We start from the raw sequence: 22,007 nt of genomic DNA, 5'->3' as shown, positions 1-22,007 counted from the left end.
CTTGAAAACAGGTATCGATGCGGGCGGGACTATGCAGATCGGGCCCCACCTTGGCAATTGCCGGCCGCCCGTCATCCGCAGCTTCCGGCCCGCAAAACAAAAAAGCCGCGCATTTTTTGCGCGGCTTTTGGGGTGGTTGAGTGCCGCCGCCTTATTTCAGCGAGGCAACCGGGCCGCTCGACGCTGCCGGGTCGGGGTCGAAGCCGAACACGCCGACCAGGTATTTGTAATAGTCCGGCATCTTCTCCTTGATCATCTCGCGCGACTTGGGGTCGTGGAATTCGCTCTTTCCGGAGAGGAAGATGCTGGCGGTCACGGCGAAGAACTCCATGGGGTTCTTCAGCGCGTAGGATTCCTTGGGCAGCAGGTCCTTGGACTTGGCGAGGGCGTAATAGCCGATCACGCCCTTGTTGGCGTAGCCGTCCGGCAGAAGCCGCGCGTGAAAGGCGTGCAGCAGCTCGTGCAGCAGCACGGCCTCCTTCTCGTAACGCATCATGTCGGGCCGCAGCATGATGACGCCGAGGCCCGAATCAACCGCGAGGTCGACTGCGTTGGGATTGGTCCAGCGCTGCTTGGCGGGATCCCAGACCGTCAGCGTCCGCGGCGCGGTGCGCTGCATGTCCGGCGTGACCCGGCCGTAGCAGGCGGTGGCGGCGCCCTCGTCGAGACAGGCGAGCTCGCTCGCGACGATCGGAACCGTGTGGAAGAAGCGCAGCACGCGCGGCGACAGGCCGACGCCCTCGACCACGTCGATCTGGGCCTTCAGATTGTCGGTGAGCTTGTCGACATCCTTGCGGTCGCGGTTCTCGGAAATGTCGAACATGTAGCCGCGATAGCTCTGGAAGCCCGGCGGCAGCGCCTGCGCGGTCTCCCCGGACGCATCGAGCGAGCCGGCAATGGATGGATTGGCAAAGAGCGCGCCGACGATGGTCGCGGTCAGCAGCAACGCAATGCGCATGATGAACCCCCTGATGTCACTTCGCCCGGCAGGATAGGCCGCCGTTATTTGCGAAAAGTGAGTGCGGCGAGACTAGGGCAGCGATGTTGAGGCGTGCTTAACCGCTGGTTGCAGATCACGGGGATGGATTAGGAACGGGTTAACCAAGGCGACGCCGCCGCGAGCGCCGGCCCATCTCCGTCATCCTGAGGTGGCCGCCTCTTGCGGTCCTCGAAGGATGCACGGCCCGGCTGCAATCCGGACCGTGCATCCTTCGAGGCTCCCCCTGGGACGCGATGCGTCCTATGCCTCGCACCTTCAGCGACAACGGCTTCGCCGTTGCGCGGAGATGACGGGGTGGGCACCGAGGGTGTAGATTCACCAGAGGGCAGCAAGCCCCGATTAGACAGCCGGAAGGGAGGAAGCCATGTATGCCGCCATCCGTCAGGCCAAGGCGAAAAGCGGGAGCGCGGAAGAGCTCGCGCGCCGCATCAAGGACGGCGCCGTTCCCATCATCAGCGACGTCGACGGTTTCCGCGCCTATTACGTCGTCTATGCCGGCGACGACACGGTCACCGCGATCTCGATCTTCGACAAGTTCGAGCAGGCCGAGGAGGCCAACAAGCGCGCCATCGCCTGGATCGAGAAGGATCTCGGCCCGCTGCTGGCAGGCCACGCGAGCGCGGCCGCCGGGCCGGTGATCGTGCATACGCTGGCGTGAGGCCTTGTCGCCGAGAGTGACGAGGGGCGGCTGCATTTTTGGTCGTCATGCCCGGGCTTGTCCCGGGCATCCACGTTCTTCTTTGCATGCGAAAGCGCGTGGATGGCCGGGACAAGCCCGGCCATGACGGATGAGAGAGCCGGGACACGAGACCTGCATCCCCCTCACAACTCCCGCGCGTTCGAGAACGCGAAGCTCGACACACGCCGCGTCGTCTCGTCCAGGATCAGCGTGCGCGTGATCGGCGGTTCGGCGCGCTGGGCGCAGTTTTCGCGTTCGCAGAGGCGGCAGTTGACGCCGATCGGCGTGCCCTCGGTTTTCTCCAGGTCCATGCCGGCCGCATAGGTCAGGCGTGCGGCGTGGCGGATCTCGCAGCCGAGGCCGATCGCAAAGCGCGGTTGCGGCAGCGGATGCGGCGCCACGGGACGTCGCACCATCTGCGCGATCGAGAAATAGCGCGTGCCGTCGGACAGCTCGATCACCTGCTTGAGCAGGCGATCCGGCGTGTCGAAGGTCGAATGCACGTTCCACAGCGGACAGGTGCCGCCGAACTTGGAGAACGGGAACGTGCCTGATGAGAAGCGCTTGGAGACGTTGCCGGCATTGTCGACGCGCAGCAGGAAGAACGGAATGCCGCGCGCGTTCGGCCGCTGCAAGGTGGTGAGGCGATGGCAGACCTGCTCGAAGCCGGAATTGAAGCGCTGCGCCAGCACGTGGATGTCGTAGTTGAGCGCTTCGGCGGCGGCGAGGAAGGCCGGGTAGGGCATCATCACCGCGGCCGCGAAGTAATTGCCGAGCGTGATCCTGAACAGCCGCCGTGGCGCATCGTCGAGCGGACCGGCGCGGCCGATGATGGTCTCCATGGCTTGCGCGCATTCGCCAAGCCCGAGCTGGAAGGCGAGCTGGAACGCGCGGCCGGGCGGGTCCACCAGCTCGGAGATCAGCAGCTGGCGGCGATGGCGATCGAAGCGCCTGAGCGTCTCGCGCATCACGTCGACGGGCATGATGCGGGTCTGGATCGAGTGCTTTTCACGCAGACGCGCGACGAGCGCCGCGTAAAGGCTTTCGGCCGGCACGTTCAGCTCGTCGCGCAGGTTTTCCGCGGCCTGCTCGAGTTCCGGAAAATAGTTGCGGTTGGCCTCGATCAGCTCGCGCACGCGTTCGACCGGGTTGGCCTCGAAGCGCGTGCCGACGTCGCGGTCGGCCATCTGGGCCGCGGCCAGCGTCTCGCCCTGGCGTGCCTCGGTATAGGCGGCGTAGAGCCGCTGCAGCGCATGGGTAACGCCGGGACAGAGCTCGGCGAGGTCGCGCAGTTCCTGCTTGGGAACGTCGATCTGGCGGAACAGCGGATCGGAGAAGATCTCGTTCAGCTCGGCGAAGAAGCGATCCTCGTCGGCGGTGGCGAGGTCGCGCAGATCGAGGTCATAGGTTTCAGCCAGCCGGAGCAGGATCTGGGCGGTCACCGGGCGCTGGTTGCGCTCGATCAGGTTGACGTAGCTGGGCGAGATCCCGAGCCCCTCGGCGATCTGGGTCTGCGACAGCCCCAATTGCTGCCGGATCCGCCGGAAGCGTGGGCCGACGAACAGTTTCTTCCCGGACTCGGCGGGCATGTCTCAGATCTCCGTGCGCGTAAAGGACAGTCTAGCTGACCTATTTGTTACATATTTTACAAAATAACATCTATTACATGTTCTGATGTTACATGACATCACCATTCGAATACAAGCCATCTGTACGAGCTTCTCTTTCTCGCGTTTATCTCATGACACGCATTTCGCAATGCATTGTCAAAAATGTCGATGACGAGCTTAGTTCGCCATCACTCGAGAAGGATCAGGCACATGAACTACCAGCCCCGCGGCATCAGCACCCTCCAGGGCCCGTCCTCGTACCAGGACGAGGTCAAGGCGGCCCAGGCGCTCCTCGAGACCCAGCCGACCTGGAACGGCGTGTCGGCCGAAGCTGTCGCGCGCATGCGCCTGCAGAACCGCTTCAAGACCGGTCTCGACGTCGCCCGCTACACTGCGGCGCTGATGCGCGCCGACATGGCGGCCTATGACAAGGACCCGACCAAGTACACGCAGTCGCTGGGCTGCTGGCATGGCTTCATCGCCCAGCAGAAGCTGATCTCGGTCAAGAAGCATTTCGGCGGCAAGACCGATCGCACCTACCTGTACCTCTCGGGCTGGATGATCGCGGCGCTGCGCTCCGAGTTCGGCCCGCTGCCCGACCAGTCGATGCACGAGAAGACTTCGGTGCCGGCCCTGATCGAGGAGCTCTACACCTTCCTGCGTCAGGCGGATTCCCGCGAGCTCAACGACATCTTCCGTCTGCTCGACAAGGCGCGCAAGGAAGGCGACAAGGCCCGCGAGCAGGAGCTGATCGCGAAGATCGACAACTTCCAGACCCATGTCGTCCCCGTCATCGCCGACATCGACGCCGGCTTCGGCAACGCGGAGGCGACCTATCTGCTCGCCAAGAAGATGATCGAGGCGGGCGCCTGCGCGCTGCAGATCGAGAACCAGGTCTCGGACGAGAAGCAGTGCGGCCATCAGGACGGCAAGGTCACCGTGCCGCATGAGGTGTTCATCGCGAAGATCCGCGCGTGCCGCCACGCCTTCCTCGAGCTCGGCATCGAAGACGGCATCATCGTCACCCGCACCGACTCGCTCGGCGCCGGCCTGACGCAGCAGATCGCCGTCAGCCACAAGCCGGGCGACATCGGCGATCAGTACAACAGCTTCCTCGATTGCGAGGAAATCACCGCGGAGAACGCCCGCAACGGCGACGTCATCATCAACCGCAACGGCAAGATGATGCGCCCGAAGCGGCTGCCCTCGAACCTCTACCAGTTCCGTCCGGGCACCGGCGAAGACCGCTGCGTGCTCGACAGCATCACCTCGCTGCAGAACGGCGCGGACCTGCTGTGGATCGAGACCGAGAAGCCGCATATCGAGCAGATCGCCAAGATGGTCGACCGCATCCGCAAGGTCATCCCGAACGCCAAGCTCGCCTACAACAACTCGCCGTCGTTCAACTGGACCATCAACTTCCGTTGGCAGGTCTACGACGCGATGAAGGAAGCCGGCAAGGATGTCAGCATGTACAACCGCGCCGAGCTGATGAAGCCGGAGTACGACAGCACGCCGCTGGCGATCGAAGCCGACGAGCGCATCCGCACCTTCCAGGCGGATTCGGCCAAGCGCGCCGGCATCTTCCACCACCTGATCACGCTGCCGACCTATCACACGGCCGCGCTGTCCACCGACAACCTTGCCAAGGAGTATTTCGGTGACCAGGGCATGCTCGGCTACGTGAAGAACGTGCAACGCCAGGAGATCCGTCAGGGCATCGCCTGCGCCAAGCACCAGAACATGGCCGGCTCCGACATCGGCGACGACCACAAGGAGTACTTCGCGGGTGAGGCGGCCCTGAAGGCGGGCGGCGCCCACAACACGATGAACCAGTTCGGCTAACGCACCACGAGTTTCGAGAGGAGACTGACAATGACCAAAGGCAGCAATTTCTGGGTGATCGGCGGCGAGTTCGGTTCGATGAACTTCCACAAGCTCGTGGAAGGCTCGGCCCAGGTCAAAGGTCCGTTCAAGACCCGCAAGGAAGCCGAGGACTGCTGGCGTGAGGTCTCGGAAGAGAGCCGCCACAAGGCCGGCGTCCGCTTCTCGATCGTGGAAGAGCCCTCGCGCGTCTCGGCTTAAGGGCCGGGTCGCCGACCTGAACTAAGAAGACGTCCAAGGACGGATGGTCCCATCCAGGCTCTGCCTGGGTGGGATCGTCTGTTTTTGGCACAGGTTGCGCGCCTGTGGGTGCCGTAAGTATCTGGAATTATAGGGCCTTTGCGGGTAGCTTGGTTGCTGATAGGTTAACCGCGAAAAGTCGAGGACGAGGCCGACAATGTCAGAGCCCGAGACCAGCGGGACCCATCCCGGCCAGCCGCGCCCGGTGCGGCTGCGCGATGCGCTGCTGCGCGCGCGGATCGAGGCCGCCGACCGGACCGGCGTGGTCGTCGACCTCAGGGACGCCGAGGTGGCGCGGCTCGAGATCCTCAACGACGCGCTCGATCCGCTGTTCGCCCAGGTGCCCGATCAGATCGACCTGTTCGACCGCGGCATCAGCCAGGGCGATACGCCGCGGCTCTGGATCGACGTCGTCGCCCACATCATGATGGGGCGCGACAAGCGGATGTACCGCTTCGTGCAGGACACGCGCTTCGGCCGCATCGTGCTGGCCGAGTCGCACGACACGGCGGTCATCGTCGAGGCCGTCACCGACTATGTCGCGCGGCGCATCGTCGAGCGCGAGCGCGCGATGGTGGTCCCGCCCGAGCCGCAGGCCGAGGTCGCGCCGCCGCCACGACGTTCGCGCTTCTGGCCGTTCGTGCTTGGCTTCGTGCTCGGGGCGGCCGCGCTGTTCGGCCTCGCCTTACTGGCGGCCCTGCGGAGCTGGTGAGGCTTCCTCCGCCGTCATTGCGAGCGAAGCGAGGCAATCCAGGAATCTTTCCGCGGAGGGACTCTGGATTGCTTCGCTTCGCTCGCAATGACAGCCAGCTACACCAACCTCACCTGCTTGATCTGCCCGATCTGGAATCCCGACCCCAGCGCCCGCACGGTCTGCTCGCAGCGCCAGCCGGTGTTGTCTTTCTCGATGCTGAACAGATTATACGCCGCCGCCGGATAGTGGCCGTGCGCGAGCGCGGAGGCCGAGGGCACGCCGATCGCGGGAATGTTGCCGTTGGGACCCTCGAACCACATGGTCGAATGAATGTGGTCGTGCCCGTGCAGGACCAGCTCGACGCCGTGGCGCTTCAGCAGCGCCAGCAGATCGGCGGAGTCCGTCATCCGCTTCTGGCGCGCCTTGGATTTCAGTGGATGATGCACCAGCAGCACGCGAAAGACGTCTTCAGTCGCGAGCCGTTCGAGCACCCGTTCGAGGGCCGCGAGCTGATCGCGCCCGAGCGTGCCCGTTGCCATCAACGGCAGGGTCGGCACCGCCGTGGACAGGCTGATCAGTGCCAGCGGCCCGCGCCGGCGCAGGCTCGGAAATCCGATGCTGCCGTCGTCGCCCGCAAGATATGGCGCGAAGGTCTCGCCGAAGCGATGAAAGGTAGCGCGGACATAGGCGTCGTGATTGCCGGGAATCGTGGTGACGCGGTCGGGCGGCCCGACCCCGTCGAGCCAGGCGCGCGCCGGCGCGAACTCGGCCTCCATGGCGAGGTTGACGAGATCGCCCGTCACCGCGATGTGGTCGGGCGCCTGCGCCCTGACGTCGGCGACGAGCGCGTCGAGCACCTCGCGGCGCTGGTATTTGTGGCGGTTGCGCGTCCAGTTGACGTAGCCGAGCACGCGCTTGCCGGCGAGCTCGACCAGCCGCGGCTTCGGCAGCGGCGGCAGATGCGGGTCGGACAGATGGGCGAGCGTGAAGGAAGTCATGGCGCGCGATTGCCTCGCTATTGCTGCGCTGTAATGGCAAGGTCGCGCGAACTGCGCAAGCAGGGCCTGACGAGGGAATTTGAGAGAGCCTGATGGGGGAGCGTCTGAACCGCGTCCGACGGAAGTTCGAGCCGCTGCTGCGGCGGATCTTCCACACCTGGTTCCTGCTGGCGCGCGGCATGACCCTCGGCGTCCGCGCCGTGGTGCTGGACGCCGAGAACCGGGTGTTCCTGGTCAGGCACAGCTACATCCAGGGCTGGTATCTGCCCGGCGGCGGCGTCGATCTCGGCGAGACCATGGAGCAGGCGATGCGGCGCGAGCTCAAGGAGGAGGGCGACATCGACCTCACCGGCGAGGCCGTGCTGCACGGCATCTTCTTCAACGACCACGTCTCGCGCCGCGACCACGTCGCGGTCTATGTCGTCAGGCATTTCCGGCAGGACCGGCTGCCTGCGCCCAACCACGAGATCGTCGAATGCGGATTCTTCACGGTCACGGCGCTGCCGGAGGGCACCACGCAGGGCACGCGGCAGCGTATCGCCGAGGTGATGGGCGGACAGGAGCTGATCGCGACGTGGCGCTGAGATCTAGCCGCCGGAACGGCCGCGCTCCTTCGCCTGCAGCTCCAGCGCCATCAGGCTCTGCTCCTGGATCAGCGCGCAGTTCTGCCGCTCGAGCTTGTGCAGGCGCGCTGTCATGTTGTGCATGAAGGCGAACACCACGAGGAACAGCGCGCCGAACATCACGACGAACGGGAACACAACGCCGGTCAGGTGGCTGACGAGATAGGCGAGGCTGGGAAACAGCGCGAAGCCCGCGGGGATGATCGCCACCATGGACAGCATCAGGAAGTCGTAGAGATCGAACTTTCCCTGCATCGTCTTCCTCAGCAGCACCAGCATGTAGATCAACGCGAAAGCGGAGATGACGACGACGGTCTCCAGGCTCGGAAGGACGATTGTCATGGCGCTTCCTCAGACTGTTTTGATGGTTGCTGGGTTCGAATGGGGAAACCGGGTTCGCGGCGTCATGGCGCTCGCACCAGGCGCGCGAGCAGGATGTAGCCGAGCACGCGGATCATGTAGCTCGCCGATTTCAGTCCGTCGATCGAGCTGACGCCGGTCTCGCGCGGACGCATCTCGACCGGGACCTCGTTCACCGTTAGCCCTGCGCGCATGGCCCAGGCCAGCGAGATCGGCTCCGGAAAATCCGTCGGATAAGACTTGGCGAAGAAGGCGATGGCGGAACGGTCGAGCAGCCGCATGCCGCTGGTCGGATCGGTGATGCGGCCGCCCGCAAAGAGACCGTTGAGCGCAAGCACGATCAGGCGGATGCCGGCGCGGCGCATGCGCGTGGAGCAGAAGCCGGCATTGTCGATGAAGCGGCTTCCGATGGTGATGTTGGCGGGGTCCTTGCTATAGGCGTTCAGGAGCGTCGCGATCGCGCGCGGATCGTGCTGGCCGTCGCCGTCGATCTGGATGCAGAAATCGAAGTCCTGACGCGCCGCGTATTTGATGCCGGTCTGCACCGCGCCGCCGATGCCGAGATTCTGCGCGAGGCGCGCCACCGGCGAGGAGCGGCTTGCCACCGCGGACGTCGCGTCCGACGAGCCGTCGTCGACGACCAGCGTGTGGTAGTCGCAGCCGGTCGCCGCGACCTCGCTCAGCAAATTGCCGATCGAGTCCGCTTCGTTAAAACAGGGGATGACGAGCAGGATCCGCGGTGCGGAACCCGACGGTGCATCAGCACCGCACATGCCGGTCGAATCCAATTCCCTGTTGGCCACGCCCCCTTGCCCCCGCAAATCCTGGCGCATGATCCGGAAAGATGTCTATCGATTTTCCGAAATTATCATGCCCCAACAATCCTGAGCGTGATGACGATTGATCAAGGTCTGATCGCGCTCCAGCCTTGCTATACTTGCCGATGCTTTTCCTGTACAGGCGGCAGAACCCTTTTCAAGCTGCGCCAGGCGCGCCTGGCAGACCATTATGAGATCCGTAAAAATACTAATTTCGATTTTGTTTCTGGCAATTCTGGCCAGCAATGTTCGCCTCATCTCGTATTGGAGCGAGAGCCGCGGCGTCTATGACGACATCTGCTATCTCAGGCAGGCGCATTTGTTCCAGCGCTTCGGATGGCAGGGGCTCGACACCAATCTCGCCCATGAAACCGACGGCTATCTTGCGGGCAAGTTGCGCAGCATCGGTTATCCGGACTGGAACGACGCGACGCGCGCGCCTTGCCACACCCAGACCGCCGACGGCAGCAAGTCGGTGATGACACCGCCGCCGGGCACTGGGTTCGTGCTGGCACTGTTCCCCGAGGGGTTCCAGGTCGTTCCGCTCTACGCGCTGGCGAACATGATCATCGCCGGATTTGCGCTGTACGGCGTGTGGCGGGCGCGGGAGTCCGTATCGCTGGCGCTCGCCGCATTGTTCGGCCTGCTCTCGATCTACTTCATGATCAATCCGACCAAGGCCAGCTATTCGATGGCGCCGACCATGGTCGTCTGTGCGTTGACCGGTCTTTTCACGGCAAGGCTGTTCGCCGGCCAAGGCCGCCGCTTGCCGACGATCGCCATCGTTGGTGTTCTGCTCGGCCTGTCCGCGAGCTTCAGGATCGCCAACGTCGTGCTTGCGGCCGGCTATTTCCTGTTCTTCGGATTGTCGTTCCTGATCCAGCGCAACCGCGAAAGCTTCGTGTCGGGCCTCGCGCTCGGCTTCGCGTTCCTCGTCGGTTTGTTGCCGGTCTTGGCGGCGAACCTCGTCAATTCGGGCAATCCGCTGGTCTCGGCCTATGGCGGCCCGGACACGGCCCCACCGCACCTCGATCCGGCCGTCCTGCAGGCCTATCTTCGCGACTATACGCAGATGCCGGTGATCCTGATCGCCTGCGTCTGGACTGCGTTGCTGTGGCGTTTTGCAAGCCATGACGGCGTCAGGCAGCTTACGTTGTTGGTCGCCGCGAATTTAGTGCTGAACCTCGCGTTCTTCGCCACGCACCCGGTCTTCACGCAGTATTACGTCATTCCCGTTCTGATGCTGTCGCTCTGGACCCTGCTGTTCGGGTCCGTTCTGACCTCCGGTCCGGCACCGGCGCTGGCCGGCCACAAGCCCGATGGACCCCGGCCCGCCGAGATGTTATCCCGCTCCCCTCGTTGACGCGTTTTCGTGACGCGAACCCGGGTCTATTTCGCTCGAAGACGCATGCCCAAATGAACGATCTCTCGGTCACTATCCTTCCTGAAGCCGCCGGCGATGCCCAGGCGATCGAACGGCTGCACGAGCGCACCTTCGGTCCGGGCCGCTTCGTGCTCAGCGCCTACCGCATCCGCGAGCATGTCGACCATCTGCTCGACGTGTCCTTCACGGCCCGCATCGGCACGCTGCTGGTGGGTTCGGTCCGGCAATTGCCGGTGCTGGTCGGCGACACGCCGGCGCTGCTGCTCGGGCCGCTCACGGTCGAGCCGCCGTTCCGCGACCGCGGCATCGGCCGCCAGCTGATGGAGCGAGCGCTGAAGGACGCCCGGGAGAAAGGCCACCGCCTGGTGCTGCTGGTCGGCGACGAGCCCTATTATAGCCGCGTCGGCTTCAAGCCGGTCCCCAAGGGCCGCGTCACCATGCCGGGCCCGGTCGATGCTGCCCGCATCCTGGTGTTCGAGCTCGTCGACGGCGCCTTCGAGGGCGTGTCGGGGCAGGTGATCCCCGACTGGAGCAAGGCGCGGGCAGGGTAGGGATCGTCTTTCGTAGCCCGGATGAGCGAAGCGAAATCCGGGACAGCGCCTCTGTTGCGACGGGTTTCCCGGATGTCGCTTCGCTCATCCGGGCTACGATCATTCGGAGTCACGGCGATGCAGGTGCGGCCCGCTAGTACCGGTGAGATCGATCATCTCGCACAAGTCTGGCACGACGCCTGGCATGGATCGCATGCCGCGCTGGCACCGCCCGAACTGGTCCGCCTCCGTACGCTCGCAAGCTTTCGCGACCGGTTGGCGGTCATGCTTCCCGGCATCAGCGTTGCGGGGCCAGCCGGCGCACCGCTCGGCTTCTGCGCCATCAGGAATGACGAATTGTACCAGCTCTTCGTGTCGTCGCAGGCCCACGGCACGGGCATCGCCGCGGCGCTGATCGCCGACGCAGAGGCGCGCCTCGCCGCGCGCGGCGTCGAACTGGCGTGGCTGGCCTGCGCCATCGGCAACAATCGCGCTGCGCGGTTCTACGAGAAGAGCGGCTGGCGCAACGCCGGCCAATTCGTGATGATGTCGGACACGTCGAACGGGCCGTTTCCGGTGGATCAATGGCGCTTCGAGAAGCGGCTGACGCGCTCGGCGTGAGTGGTCGGGGCCGTGGCCCCGACCGTCCCCACATCAGAACTTGAAGTTCGCAAACGCCCGCACGCCGATGCCGGGCATCAAGACCTCGTCCTTGGTGTAGGACACCGAGTTGCGGATGCTTTCGTTGAGGAGGTTGTTGCCGACGATGCCGGCGATCATCTCGCGTGCGCCGAACCGGCTCGGATCGAGCTTGGTCTTGTAGCTGACCTCGGCTTTCAACAGATTGTAGCCCGCTGTCGGCGTCTCCGCGATCACGGCGACATTGTCCTGCGCGAAGGCGTGCAACAGGTTGACGCGCATCAGCCAGTTGTCGTCGCGCCAGAACACGCCGCCGCCCATCCGCAGGGGCGGAATGCGCGGCACGTTGGTGCCGTCGCTGAACGTGGCGCGGACGAAGTCGAACTGGTTCTCGATACCCCAGATTCCGCCCTGGAACGCGCCGACGTCGAGCTGCGACTGGAATTCGCCGCCGCGGAAGTTGGCATTGCGTTGCGAATAGACCGCCTGGTTCAGCTCGGCGCCGGGATTGCCGCACGAGGCGAAGTCGTCGTCGCACATCACGCCGGTGAGGCGGCGATAGATGAAATTGTCGAAATGCGTGTAGTAGACGGTCGCCTCGAAACGGAACGGTCCCGTCGCCCTGCGCACGCCGAGCTCGACCGACTTGGCGGTCTCGATGGTGAGATTGGGATTGCCGATGTCGAAGGTCGCCGTCGCATCATGGCCGCCGCGGGAGAACAGCTCGGCCGCCTTCGGCGCACGCTCGACATATTGCGCGGTGATGCTGCCGACCATGCCGCCCGGCAAGTCCTGCAGCAGGCCGATGCTGCCGCTCTTGGGCGTGAAGGAGGGATTGCGCGAGATCGCCGCCTGCGGCGTACCGTCGGGCAGATAGTCCGCGGGGAAGTCGGGCGTCGTGCCGTGCAGCTCGACATGCTCGATGCGTCCGGCGATCTGCGCCCGCGTCGCTTCCGTGAACCTGAACTCGTTGAAGGCGTAACCGGCAACGCGCGTGCTGTTGTTCGGGTCCCACAACCCGTTGAACAGCGTGCCGGGATTGTCCGGGCTCGGCGCGCTCAGTTCCTGATGGCCGACCTGGAAGCCCAGCGCCGTCGTCACCTCGGCGAAGCGCGCGTTGAACGGCATCAACTGCACCTCGGTGCGGATCTCCTGCTCCTTGTTGGTGAAGGTCTGCCGTATGCCGTCGCTGTTGAGGTCGGCGGGGTCAAGCAGGCCAATCTCGTTGTGGCGGTAGTCGGTCGCCCCGGCCCAGAAGCGGATGGTGTCGATCGCGGTCGCGTCGGGGCGGTACTCGCCCTTGACGTTGATCTTGGTCTGGTGACCGTCGATCCGCGTCTGGTGGTCGGCGCCGTCGATGCCCGGGATGTGGTAGAGCGAGTCGTTCTGCGTGATCGCGGCGCCGATATAGCCGCCCTGGAAAAAATAGGAGCCGCCGATCGAGGCGCCGTCCGAGCGCGTCGCCGAGTTCGGCTGGCGTCCGTTCACGGGACGCGTCTGGTCGTTCAGGTAGGGATAGGCGGGAATGTTGTAGTCCGAGGTGGTGCGGCCATAGGCGTCGGCATGGAAGGCGAAATTGCCGCCGCCGGTGTCGAGCAGCACGCCGCTCTCGACGCCGCGATCGACCGAAGAGAACGCCGTGCGCGTCTCGGCGGTAACGCACGGCGACGTCGCGGCGCTTGCGAGCGGGGCCTTGGTCGGCAAGCCCCAGGTCTGGAACGACGGCGCGCAGGACGGCAGCGCATCCGGAATCCGGTTGTTGGTGGCGCTGACGACGCCGCCGATCGAGGTCGAGCCGTAGCGCAGCGCGGCCGGGCCGCGCACCACTTCGACCTGGTTGGTCGCGAGCGGATCGATCGGGACGAAATGATCCTCGCCGAGATCGGAGGCGCCGCCCGAATTGGTGCCGTTCTCGACGATGCCGACGCGGTTGACGTCGAGACCCCGGATGATCGGCCGGCTGGAGGCGCCGGGCGCGAAGCTCGAGCCGGTGATTCCGGGCTTCGAGAACAGGAGATCGCCGAGCTGGCCGCCGCCCTCGCGGCGGATCTCCTCGTTCGGCACCACGGTGACCGTGGCGAACTGGTTGGTCACAACAGGGAGAACGCCCTGCTGAGGCGCGGTCGCCATCGGCGTCGCCGGCGCTGCTTCCGCCGTGCGTTGCTGGCTGCGGGAGCGTCCGGTGCGGGCGACGCGGACCGGGCTGCGGGTCGGCACCACCCGGCGCACGATGGGGCTCGGCGCCGTCACGGTGACGGCCGGGATCTCCGTCGACGACTTGTCCTGGGCAGGCGCCTGTGTCGGTGCCTGTGCGAGCTCCTGGGCGAACGCAGATGTGGCGGCGGCACCGAGCAGGAGCAGGCTCGCTCCGCCCAGACGCTGCACGCGTCGCAATTCAAATGACATGGTCCTGATTCCACTCAGGCGCCGTCCGCATATGGGTGTGTTGATCGGAGGCGGCCTGCCGTCGCGGCGCGACGGAATTCGACTTCAGCTTCTCCCGGCCGATCGCCTGCAAGCGGCGAGGGCGGGCGTGATCAAGTGATGGCTGGAGTCAGGACGCGGGAGGAGCGCGCGGCTGGAACGCCGTGCTGGCCGATTTCAGATGGATGAATTCGGCATCGGTGGTGCGGTAGAGCAGCTCGATCGCCTGCGGCAGCTGCAGCAAAGGCGGCGTCGCCGACAGGACCGTGCCGGCCATCGCGATGATGGCGCAGATGGCGCAATTATCGTCGCCCGGCTGCTCGCGGTCGGGCGCGGAGGGCGATTGCTTCTGGACCGCAAGCCGGTCGGCCGAGCCGGCCGCCTTGGCGCCGTCGGTCTGCTGGAAAGAGCTCGTAGCGAGCGGGGCGGCCTGGGCGAACCAATGGGTATGGCCGAACGTCAGCGCGAATTGCACCAGCATCGCGAACAACGCGAGCCGGGCACCATGCCTGATATGCGACCGGAACCACTTCATCTGCAAACGCCACCCCACATCGCGAGGCGCCAATCCGAGGGCGTCGCGATGTTATAATGTAACATCGCCTGATTGGTCCGCTTATGTCAACGGCAGGGAGATCGGTGGCGGCAGGCGGTCGATCCGATGTGTCGTTCGGGCAACTAGGCAGCTTGCCCGTGGCCCATCCTTCGAGACGCCCGCGGCGGGCCCTCAGGATGAGGTCGGAGTGCGCTGCTGCAATTTCGACAAGCAAAGCTGTCGCCCAGCCTCATCCTGAGGAGACCGCCGCGGGCGTCTCGAAGGACGAGGCGCTTGCTCAGGCCTTGCCAAGCTCAGGCGAAACGCACCGCCATCGCGGTGCGCATCGCATCACGCATCAGGGATCACCGCCCCTCGCGCATCCACGTCGCCGCGAACGCGCCGAGCAGCAGCAGGAGGCCGATCAGGCCGGCGAAGATCGGCAGCACGCCGACGCCCTTCACGACGCTGGCGTCGCGCATGCGCACGCCCATCCAGCCGTCGCCGGCGAAGACGCTGGTCGAGCGCGACGGCACGATGCGCGGCAGCTCGACGCTGTTGCCGTCGACGACGCGCACGGCATTGCCGCCGGTCGCTTGCGTCAGCGGCTTCAGGGTCTCGGTGGTGGAGGTGACCTCCGAAAACTCCTTCGGATTGGTCGGTCCTACATTGATCAGCGCCTTCAGCGTGCCGTCGGTCGCCTGCCACAGGCCGAGCTCGTTGGCGGGCAGGGTGGCGCGCCACTCGCCGGGATCGCCGGCGCTCAGCGTGAGGTCCTGCGACACGCCCGACGGCGAGGTCACGCTCACGGGCTGGACGCTGTCCGACATGGTCTGGCGAACCACGACGAGATTCTTGCCCTGCACCTGGAGGCGCAGTGCCTCCTCGTCCAAATCCGGCTGCTTCATCAGCCAGTGCGACATCCGCCTGAGCAGATCGAGATGCGGCCCGCCGCCTTCATAGCCGCGCGCCCACAGCCAGATGTGGTCAGAGAGCAGCAACGCGACGCGGCCCTCGCCGAAGCGCGACAGGAACAACAGCGGCTTGCCGTCGAGGCCCGTCATCACCGGCGGGTTGACGGAATTGCGGGTGTCGACGGTGCGGAAGAAGCGGCTCCAGCGCGGCGGCTCGGATGCGGAGCCTTCCAGCCCGCGCGTGACCGGATGGCGTTTGCCGATGTCGGACAAATGCGCATAGAACGGCTTCTCGCTCACGCCGACCGGCTCCGCCGGCAGCACCGAATCCAGCGGCGTGCGCCAGATGCTGGTGTTGGAGGCATAGTCGGGACCGGCCGAGACCAGCACGGCTCCGCCCGCGCGGACATAGCGCGCGATGTTGTCGAAATAGGCGATCGGCAGCACGCCCTGGCGGGCATAGCGGTCGAAGATGATCAGCTGGAATTCGTTGATCTTCTGCTGGAACAGCTCGCGGGTCGGAAACGCGATCAGCGACAGCTCGTTGATCGGCGTGCCGTCCTGCTTCTCCGGCGGGCGCAGGATGGTGAAGTGCACGAGGTCGACGCTGGCGTCGGACTTCAAGAGGTTGCGCCAGGTGCGCTCGCCCGAATGCGGCTCGCCCGAGACCAGCAGCACGCGCAGCTTGTCGCGCACGCCGTCGATGGCGACGACGGCGCGGTTGTTGACCGGCGTCAGTTCCTTCTCGAGCGGCGAGGCCTCGATCTCGACGATGTTCGGGCCGGCATGCTTGATGTCGACGTCGACGCTCGCACTCTGGCCGCTCGAGAGCGTGCGCTCGTTGATGACCTCGCCGTCGCGGCGCACCGTGACCTTGGCGCGCTCGCCTGAAACGCCCTGGTCGTCGAGGCGATAGGTGATGGTCTGGGTCTGGCCGACGATGCCGAAGCGCGGCGCGGCCGTGATCGCGATGCGGCGGTCGCGCTCGTCCTTCTGCCCGGTGATCAGTGCATGCACCGGCGCCTGGAAGCCGAGCGCGGCGGCGCTCGCGGGAATGTCGTGGACGCGGCCGTCGGTGATCAGGAACGCGCCGGCGACGCGATCGACCGGCACGTCCGCCAGGGCCGAGGCGAGCGCGCCGAACAGCCGTGTGCCGTCGGTCTCGCCGTCGGCCTGCCCGGCCTCGACGACGCGGACTTCAAGGCCCTTGATCTTCTTCAGCCCGTCGACCAGCGCTTCCTGCGCCTGCGCGGCCTCGCGATTGCGGTTGCCGAAATTCTGGCTCGGGCTCTTGTCGACGACGACCGCCGCGACCGAGGTGAGGGGATCGCGGTCCTCGCGGGTGAAGGAGGGATTGGCGAGCGCCAGCAGGAACAGCGCCAGCGCGGCGACGCGCACGGCTGCGCCGCGCGCACGCGCCACCGCCAGCAGCAGCGCGATGACGACGATCGCAGCCAGCGCGAGCCAGAGCACGATCGAGGGAACAAGCGGCGTGAACGCGATGCCGTAATTCATGGCGTAAGCCTATCCTCGTCATGCCCGGGCTTGTCCCGGGCATCCACGTTCTCCGTGCCGTGCGGCAAGGCGTGGATGGCCGGGACAAGCCCGGCCATGACGGCTTTGTTTTGACTGGTATCGAGTTTCAACACCCGCATCATTGCCCCAGCCGTTCGATCAAGGCCGGCGCGTGTACCTGGTCGGCCTTGTAGTTGCCGGTCAGCGTGTACATCACGATGTTGGCGCCGGCGCGGTAGGCGAACTCGCGCTGGCGCGGGTCGCCGCTGGTCACCGGCAGCATGTACTGGCCGTCGGGACGCACGGCCCAGGCGCCGGCAAGGTCGTTCGAGGTGATGATGATCGGCGAGACGCCGTCGCCGCCGCGTGCCGGGCGCTGCGCGCTGTCGTCGTCCTCATCGCGCGGCAGGGTCTCGACCCAGGTCTGGCCGGTGTTGAAGCGGCCGGGGAAGTCGCGCAGGAGGTAGAAGGTCTTGGTCAGCACGTGCTCGCGCGGCACCGGCTCGAGCTCAGGCACATCGAGCGAGGACAGGATATCGCGCAAGGTGCGCATGCCCGGCGTCTGCGAGGCGCCGTTGTCGCCCGGAGGTGCCTCGTAGGCGTCGCGGGTGTCGAACAGCACGGTGCCGCCCTGCTTCATGTACGCGTCGATCTTGTTGATGGCGTCCTGCGGCGGCTTCGGCGCGCCGGGCACGATGGGCCAGTAGATCAGCGGGAAGAAGGCGAGCTCGTCGCGCGCGGGATCGATGCCGACGGGATCGCCGGCTTCCAGCGCAGTGCGCTGCGCCAGGAACAACGTCAGCCCGGTGAGCCCGGCCTTCACGATGGAATCGACGTCGGCATTGCCTGTCACGACATAGGCGAGGCGCGTCTGCGACACTGCCTTCATCGCGAACTCGTCGGCGGCGCTGTCGGCAAGCGACGGCGCCGGCGACAGCGCGACGGTGCCCGCAAGCACGAGGCTCAGGATGATCATCGCGGGGGCGGCACGGCGGCGCAGCAGCGCGGCAAGGCCGCCGCCGAGCAGCGCGACGATGATGGCGTCGATCAGGAACAGGCCGAGCGCGGTCGACAGCAGCCAGCCGCGCAGATCGCGCGGCTCGGCATTGGTGTAGGTGGCGTGCCGGGCGCGCAGGCTCGCAGTGTTCAGGGCGGCGATGCGGTCGGCGCTGGCAAGCGTGTTCACGGCGAGCGGTCCTTCTGCAGGACCATAGAAGCCCGGCGGATGATCTGATGTGGCGCGGTCGCGGTAATCCGCAGGCAGGGGCTTCGCGGTGGCCGGCGGCGGGCCGAAGGCGCCAAAGCCGTCGAGGATATGCAGCGGCGCCACCGTTTCAGTGGTCCCTTCGCTGGCCACGCCGGCGCCGGGCTTGGAGGTGTAGCCGGACATGTCGACGACACGCCGCAGCATCTCGACGAAGATGCCGGACATCGGCAGGTCCGACCAGCGCATGTCGGCGCTGACGTGGAACAGGCTGACGACGCCCTTGCCGCGATGCTCGCCGGTGACGAGCGGCGTGCCGTCCTCGAGCGAGGCCCAGCTCTTGGTGGCGAGCACGGCGTCGGGCTCGGCCAGTACCTGCCGGCTCACGGTGACGTCCTTGGGCACCACGACGCCGGCGAACGGGCCGTCGGCGGCGAAGGAGGCGAGATGCTGCGGCTTCTCCCAGGTCAGGCTGCCGCCGAGTGTGCGGCCGCCCTTGCGCAGCTTGACCGGCACGAGATCGTCTTCGGCTTGCGCCAGGCGGGGCCCTGCGAACCGCACCAGCACGCCGCCCTGGTCGATCCAGGCATTGAGGCGCTCGCGGATCTCGGGAGCGATGGTGCCGACATCGGCGAGGATGATCATCGGCAGCTTCTGGTCGAGGAACTGCGTGATGCCCTGCTGCGGCGAGCCCTTGTCGGCGAGCCTGACGTCGGCGAACGGCGCCAGCGCGCGGGTGAGGTAGAAGGTCGGCGCCAGCAGCGGCTGCGCGGTCTCGCTGGTCGAGCCCGAGACGATGCCGATGGCGCGGCGGCGCCAGCGCTTGTCCAGCAGCTGTACCGCGCCGGCGGAACGCTCGCCCGAGATCTCGAGCCGGGTGATGTCGTTGCGCAGCTCGACCGGCAGGTCGAACGATGCGTCGGTCTCCTTGTCCTGCGGCCCGAAGGCGAAGCGAGCTTCGCCGATCGGCGAGGCCTTCTGGTCGAGCGCGCGCACGGTGCCGGCGGCGAAGCCGCTGTCGGTGCGCAGCACCTTCACCGTCATCTTTGCTGCGGCGTTCTCGGCGGCCACCAGCGCAAGCGGCGAGGAGGTACCGCCTTCGAAGATGGTCAGGCTGCGATCCCCCAAGGTCTTGCCAAGGCCGGCGACAAACTCCTCGCCGCGGCCGGTGTCGACGCCGTCGGAGAGCCAGGCGATCTCGCAATCGCCGGTGGCTTTCAGGAAACGGTCGACGGCGGCGAGCGTCTCGACGCGGTCGATCGAATAGGGTTTTGGCGCGAGCTGGCGCAGCGCGACGCGCGCGGCGCCCGCCGGCATCAGGGTGATGTCGCGGTTCGGCTCGGACAGCGGCACCAGCGCGATGGCGCGGCGGTCGTTGTCGGCATTGGCGATCAGCTCGTCGGCGGCCCGGACCCTGACGTCCCAGTTCGAGGCCGCGCTCCAGCCGTCGTCGAGCATGATCATCAGCGGCGCCTTGCTGCCGGCAGCTCCAACCTGCGGATTCCAGATCGGCCCGGCGGCGGCGAAAATGACGAGAGCCGCAGCCAAAAGGCGCAGCGCGGTCAGCCACCACGGCGTCCGCGACGGCGTCTCTTCGCGCGGGGCGATGTCGAACAACAGGCGGGTCGGCGGAAACTCGATCCGGCGCGGTCGCGGCGGCATCACGCGCAAGAGCCACCACAGCACCGGCAGGCTGACGAGGCCGATCAGGAGCAGCGGTTCGGTGAAGGCGAGCGGCAATCCCATCATGCGGCCGGCCCCGCCTTGATGGTGGTGGTGCGCGCACCCGATTTGCTCACCTGCATGCCGGCGTGCAGATACAGCAGCAGCTCGGCGGCGGAGCGGTCGGTCGCGTGCGTCGTGAACAGCCAGTCAAGCTTGGTTGTCTCGGCGCGGATCTGGTCGCGGTGCAGCGCGAGGCGCGCGGTGTAGTCTTGCGCCCATGTCTCGGCGCGGCCGGCGGTGATGACGCCAAAGCCTTCCGGCTCGACGAATTCGACGCGGCCGGAATAGGGGAACGATTCCTCGGCGGGATCGACGACCTGCACCAGCGTGCCGTGCGCGCCGGAGCTGGATAGTCCCGCGAGCGTGGTCTTGATCTCTGAGATCGGCGACCAGAAATCCGACAGCACGATGATTTCGGCGAGTGCGGCCGGAACGAAGGACGGCGGCAGGCTGAGGCGGTCGGCATCGTCATGCAGCATCGCCTGCGCCATCTTGTCGATGACGCTGCGGCTCGCGGTCGGTGCCATCAGCCCGGGAATGCCGACGCGCTCGCCGCCGGAGACCAGCAGCTCGGCCAGTGCGAACGCGACGATCAGCGTGCGCTCGAGCTTGGACTCGCGCGCGGCCTTCGAGGCGAAGGCCATCGAGGGCGAGCGGTCCGGCCAGATCCACACCGTGTGCGAGGCTTCCCATTCGAGCTCGCGGACATAGAGATGGTCGTCGCGCGCCGAGCGGCGCCAGTCGACGTTCTGCGCCGGCTCACCGGAGACGAAGCGGCGGTACTGCCAGAAATTCTCGCCGGAGCCCGCGCGGCGCCGTCCGTGCAGGCCGTGAATGACGTTGGCGGCGATGCGGCGGGCTTCGAGCACCAGGCGCGGCAGGGAAGCGGCGAGCGTGCGGCTTTCGCCATCGGCACGTCGGATCGCGATGATCTCCTTCGCCGTGTGCCCGTTCTCTGCCGCCATCAACCGATCCGTGTCTTCAATTGCCGGATCACGTCCGGAATCGTGCGGCCTTCGGCGCGCGCCTGGAACGTCAGCGCCATGCGGTGCTTGAGCACGGGCTCGGCGAGGTCGAGCACGTCGTCGATCGAGGGCGCGAGGCGGCCGTCGATCAGCGCGCGGGCGCGCACGGCGAGCATCAGGGATTGGCTGGCGCGCGGGCCGGGGCCCCAGGCGATGAACTTGCCGGCTTCGCCGCTCTCCGCGCCCGGACGGGCCGAGCGCACCAGCGACAGGATCGCCTCCACCACGGAATCGCCGACCGGCAGGCGGCGGACCAGCCGCTGCGCGGTGATCAGCGCATCCGCGCTCATCGAGCCCTTGGCGAGCGTCTCTTCCGCGCCTGTGGTCTCGAACAGGATGCGGCGCTCGGCGTCGCGGTCGGGATAGTCGACGTCGATCTCCATCAGGAAGCGGTCGAGCTGCGCTTCCGGCAGTGGATAGGTGCCTTCCTGCTCCAGCGGGTTTTGCGTCGCGAGCACGTGGAAGGGTTTTGGCAGGTCATGACGCGCGCCGGCGACAGTAATGTGCTGCTCCTGCATCGCCTGCAGCAGCGCCGACTGCGTGCGCGGTGAGGCGCGGTTGATCTCGTCGGCCATCAGGAGCTGCGCGAACACCGGACCGGAGATGAAGCGGAACGCGCGCTTGCCCGCGGTGCTCTCGTCCAGCACCTCGGCGCCGAGGATGTCGGAGGGCATCAGGTCGGGCGTGAACTGGATGCGCTTGGCGTCCAGACCGAGCGTGACGCCGAGCGTCTCGACGAGCTTGGTCTTGGCAAGGCCCGGCACGCCAATCAGCAGCGCGTGGCCGCCGGAGAGGATCGTGACCAGCGTGTTCTCGACCACGCGGTCCTGGCCGAAGATGACGGAGCCGATCGCCTCTTTCGCCGCGCGAATCTGACCCGACACCTGCTCGGCCGAACGAACGATCCCGTCCTCGAGTTTCTCGACACTCTCCGCCATTCGCTCGCTCCTTCAGCCCGCCATGCGGCTCGCTTGCGTGGTCACGTCAGGTCATCACGCCAGATCATGGGCCTATGCTAGACTTGCAGGAAGGCCATGTATTCGTTGAATTAACCTATCCCCACCTTATCGGCTTCGGGTTATGTACGGCATCACGAAGTGGCGACCTCCCACACCGGATAAATCCGGGGTGGAACCGTCCACCGGCATACAACGTAGACCTGCACCAATCGTGCCAAACGACATCCGTGCCAAATGACAAAGTCAG

At 66.2% G+C, this 22,007-nt stretch carries 19 protein-coding genes; 8 read left to right on the top strand and 11 right to left on the bottom strand.

Features of this window, described 5'->3' with window-relative positions:
- Positions 1-151: 151 nt before the first annotated feature.
- Positions 152-958: a hypothetical protein gene (locus tag A7X65_RS30025; RefSeq protein ID WP_063692117.1), complete on the bottom strand. Its 807-nt coding sequence runs from the start codon at positions 956-958 to the stop codon at positions 152-154.
- Between the two features lie 406 nt (positions 959-1,364).
- Between A7X65_RS30025 and A7X65_RS42840 the strand changes: the two genes are divergently transcribed.
- Positions 1,365-1,658, top strand: a complete 294-nt coding sequence (locus tag A7X65_RS42840) for an antibiotic biosynthesis monooxygenase (protein ID WP_027575542.1) — start codon at positions 1,365-1,367, stop codon at positions 1,656-1,658.
- 164 nt (positions 1,659-1,822) lie between these two features.
- Here the strand turns inward: A7X65_RS42840 and A7X65_RS30015 are convergent, their stop codons facing one another.
- Positions 1,823-3,268 (bottom strand): helix-turn-helix domain-containing protein, encoded by a 1,446-nt coding sequence (locus A7X65_RS30015; RefSeq protein WP_063692115.1) that lies wholly within the window; start codon positions 3,266-3,268, stop codon positions 1,823-1,825.
- 231 nt (positions 3,269-3,499) lie between these two features.
- Between A7X65_RS30015 and A7X65_RS30010 the strand changes: the two genes are divergently transcribed.
- The 3 genes from A7X65_RS30010 to A7X65_RS30000 all read left to right on the top strand — a co-directional run bounded on the left by A7X65_RS30010 (position 3,500) and on the right by A7X65_RS30000 (position 6,125).
- Complete coding sequence (locus A7X65_RS30010) at positions 3,500-5,134, top strand: isocitrate lyase (protein WP_063692113.1); 1,635 nt, start codon at positions 3,500-3,502, stop codon at positions 5,132-5,134.
- A gap of 30 nt (positions 5,135-5,164) precedes the next feature.
- Positions 5,165-5,374 carry a DUF4170 domain-containing protein gene (locus tag A7X65_RS30005; RefSeq protein WP_008560963.1) on the top strand — a complete coding sequence of 70 codons (210 nt, stop codon included), beginning with the start codon at positions 5,165-5,167 and terminating at the stop codon, positions 5,372-5,374.
- Between the two features lie 196 nt (positions 5,375-5,570).
- The gene (locus A7X65_RS30000) at positions 5,571-6,125 is read left to right on the top strand and encodes a hypothetical protein (protein ID WP_063692111.1); all 555 of its coding nucleotides are present in this window, start codon (positions 5,571-5,573) and stop codon (positions 6,123-6,125) included.
- A 98-nt stretch (positions 6,126-6,223) separates the two neighbouring features.
- Here A7X65_RS30000 and A7X65_RS29995 read toward each other — a convergent pair whose 3' ends face one another.
- A complete protein-coding gene (locus A7X65_RS29995) occupies positions 6,224-7,105 on the bottom strand; it encodes a metallophosphoesterase family protein (protein ID WP_063692110.1) in 882 nt (293 codons plus the stop codon).
- Between the two features lie 92 nt (positions 7,106-7,197).
- On the opposite strand from A7X65_RS29995, the gene A7X65_RS29990 reads away from it, so the two are divergent.
- The gene (locus A7X65_RS29990) at positions 7,198-7,689 is read left to right on the top strand and encodes an NUDIX domain-containing protein (RefSeq protein WP_063692108.1); all 492 of its coding nucleotides are present in this window, start codon (positions 7,198-7,200) and stop codon (positions 7,687-7,689) included.
- A gap of 3 nt (positions 7,690-7,692) precedes the next feature.
- On the opposite strand, the gene A7X65_RS29985 is transcribed toward A7X65_RS29990, so the two are convergent.
- Both A7X65_RS29985 and A7X65_RS29980 read right to left on the bottom strand, forming a co-directional pair.
- Positions 7,693-8,070 carry a DUF2304 domain-containing protein gene (locus A7X65_RS29985; protein ID WP_063692107.1) on the bottom strand — a complete coding sequence of 126 codons (378 nt, stop codon included), beginning with the start codon at positions 8,068-8,070 and terminating at the stop codon, positions 7,693-7,695.
- A gap of 62 nt (positions 8,071-8,132) precedes the next feature.
- Entirely contained in the window at positions 8,133-8,861 is a 729-nt protein-coding gene (locus A7X65_RS29980; protein WP_063692612.1) for a glycosyltransferase family 2 protein, read from the bottom strand.
- A 265-nt stretch (positions 8,862-9,126) separates the two neighbouring features.
- Here A7X65_RS29980 and A7X65_RS29975 point away from each other — a divergent pair, with 265 nt between their 5' ends.
- The 3 genes from A7X65_RS29975 (at position 9,127) to A7X65_RS29965 (ending at position 11,441) form a co-directional block, all read left to right on the top strand.
- Positions 9,127-10,269 carry a hypothetical protein gene (locus A7X65_RS29975; RefSeq protein ID WP_063692106.1) on the top strand — a complete coding sequence of 381 codons (1,143 nt, stop codon included), beginning with the start codon at positions 9,127-9,129 and terminating at the stop codon, positions 10,267-10,269.
- A 53-nt stretch (positions 10,270-10,322) separates the two neighbouring features.
- Entirely contained in the window at positions 10,323-10,841 is a 519-nt protein-coding gene (locus tag A7X65_RS29970) for a GNAT family N-acetyltransferase (RefSeq protein WP_063692105.1), read from the top strand.
- Between the two features lie 117 nt (positions 10,842-10,958).
- Positions 10,959-11,441 carry a GNAT family N-acetyltransferase gene (locus tag A7X65_RS29965; RefSeq protein ID WP_063692104.1) on the top strand — a complete coding sequence of 161 codons (483 nt, stop codon included), beginning with the start codon at positions 10,959-10,961 and terminating at the stop codon, positions 11,439-11,441.
- 33 nt (positions 11,442-11,474) lie between these two features.
- On the opposite strand, the gene A7X65_RS29960 is transcribed toward A7X65_RS29965, so the two are convergent.
- The 6 genes from A7X65_RS29960 to A7X65_RS29935 all read right to left on the bottom strand — a co-directional run bounded on the left by A7X65_RS29960 (position 11,475) and on the right by A7X65_RS29935 (position 21,739).
- Positions 11,475-13,865: a TonB-dependent receptor gene (locus A7X65_RS29960; protein WP_063692103.1), complete on the bottom strand. Its 2,391-nt coding sequence runs from the start codon at positions 13,863-13,865 to the stop codon at positions 11,475-11,477.
- A 148-nt stretch (positions 13,866-14,013) separates the two neighbouring features.
- Positions 14,014-14,418 carry a DUF2946 family protein gene (locus A7X65_RS29955; protein ID WP_063692101.1) on the bottom strand — a complete coding sequence of 135 codons (405 nt, stop codon included), beginning with the start codon at positions 14,416-14,418 and terminating at the stop codon, positions 14,014-14,016.
- A 365-nt stretch (positions 14,419-14,783) separates the two neighbouring features.
- A complete protein-coding gene (locus A7X65_RS29950; protein WP_063692099.1) occupies positions 14,784-16,847 on the bottom strand; it encodes a hypothetical protein in 2,064 nt (687 codons plus the stop codon).
- A 139-nt stretch (positions 16,848-16,986) separates the two neighbouring features.
- Complete coding sequence (locus tag A7X65_RS29945; RefSeq protein ID WP_063692097.1) at positions 16,987-19,800, bottom strand: DUF4159 domain-containing protein; 2,814 nt, start codon at positions 19,798-19,800, stop codon at positions 16,987-16,989.
- Positions 19,797-20,741, bottom strand: coding sequence for a DUF58 domain-containing protein (locus A7X65_RS29940; RefSeq protein WP_063692095.1), 945 nt, complete (start codon positions 20,739-20,741; stop codon positions 19,797-19,799). The genes A7X65_RS29945 and A7X65_RS29940 overlap by 4 nt, the downstream gene beginning before the upstream one ends.
- Positions 20,741-21,739, bottom strand: coding sequence for an AAA family ATPase (locus tag A7X65_RS29935; protein ID WP_063692094.1), 999 nt, complete (start codon positions 21,737-21,739; stop codon positions 20,741-20,743). Before A7X65_RS29935 ends, A7X65_RS29940 begins: the two co-directional genes overlap by 1 nt.
- Positions 21,740-22,007: the final 268 nt, after the last annotated feature.

It is taken from the genome of Bradyrhizobium stylosanthis (assembly GCF_001641335.1).
Taxonomy (GTDB): Bacteria; Pseudomonadota; Alphaproteobacteria; order Rhizobiales; family Xanthobacteraceae; genus Bradyrhizobium; species Bradyrhizobium stylosanthis.
Note: the sequence above shows the minus strand (reverse complement) of the source record. Positions and strands in the feature narration are given on the sequence as shown.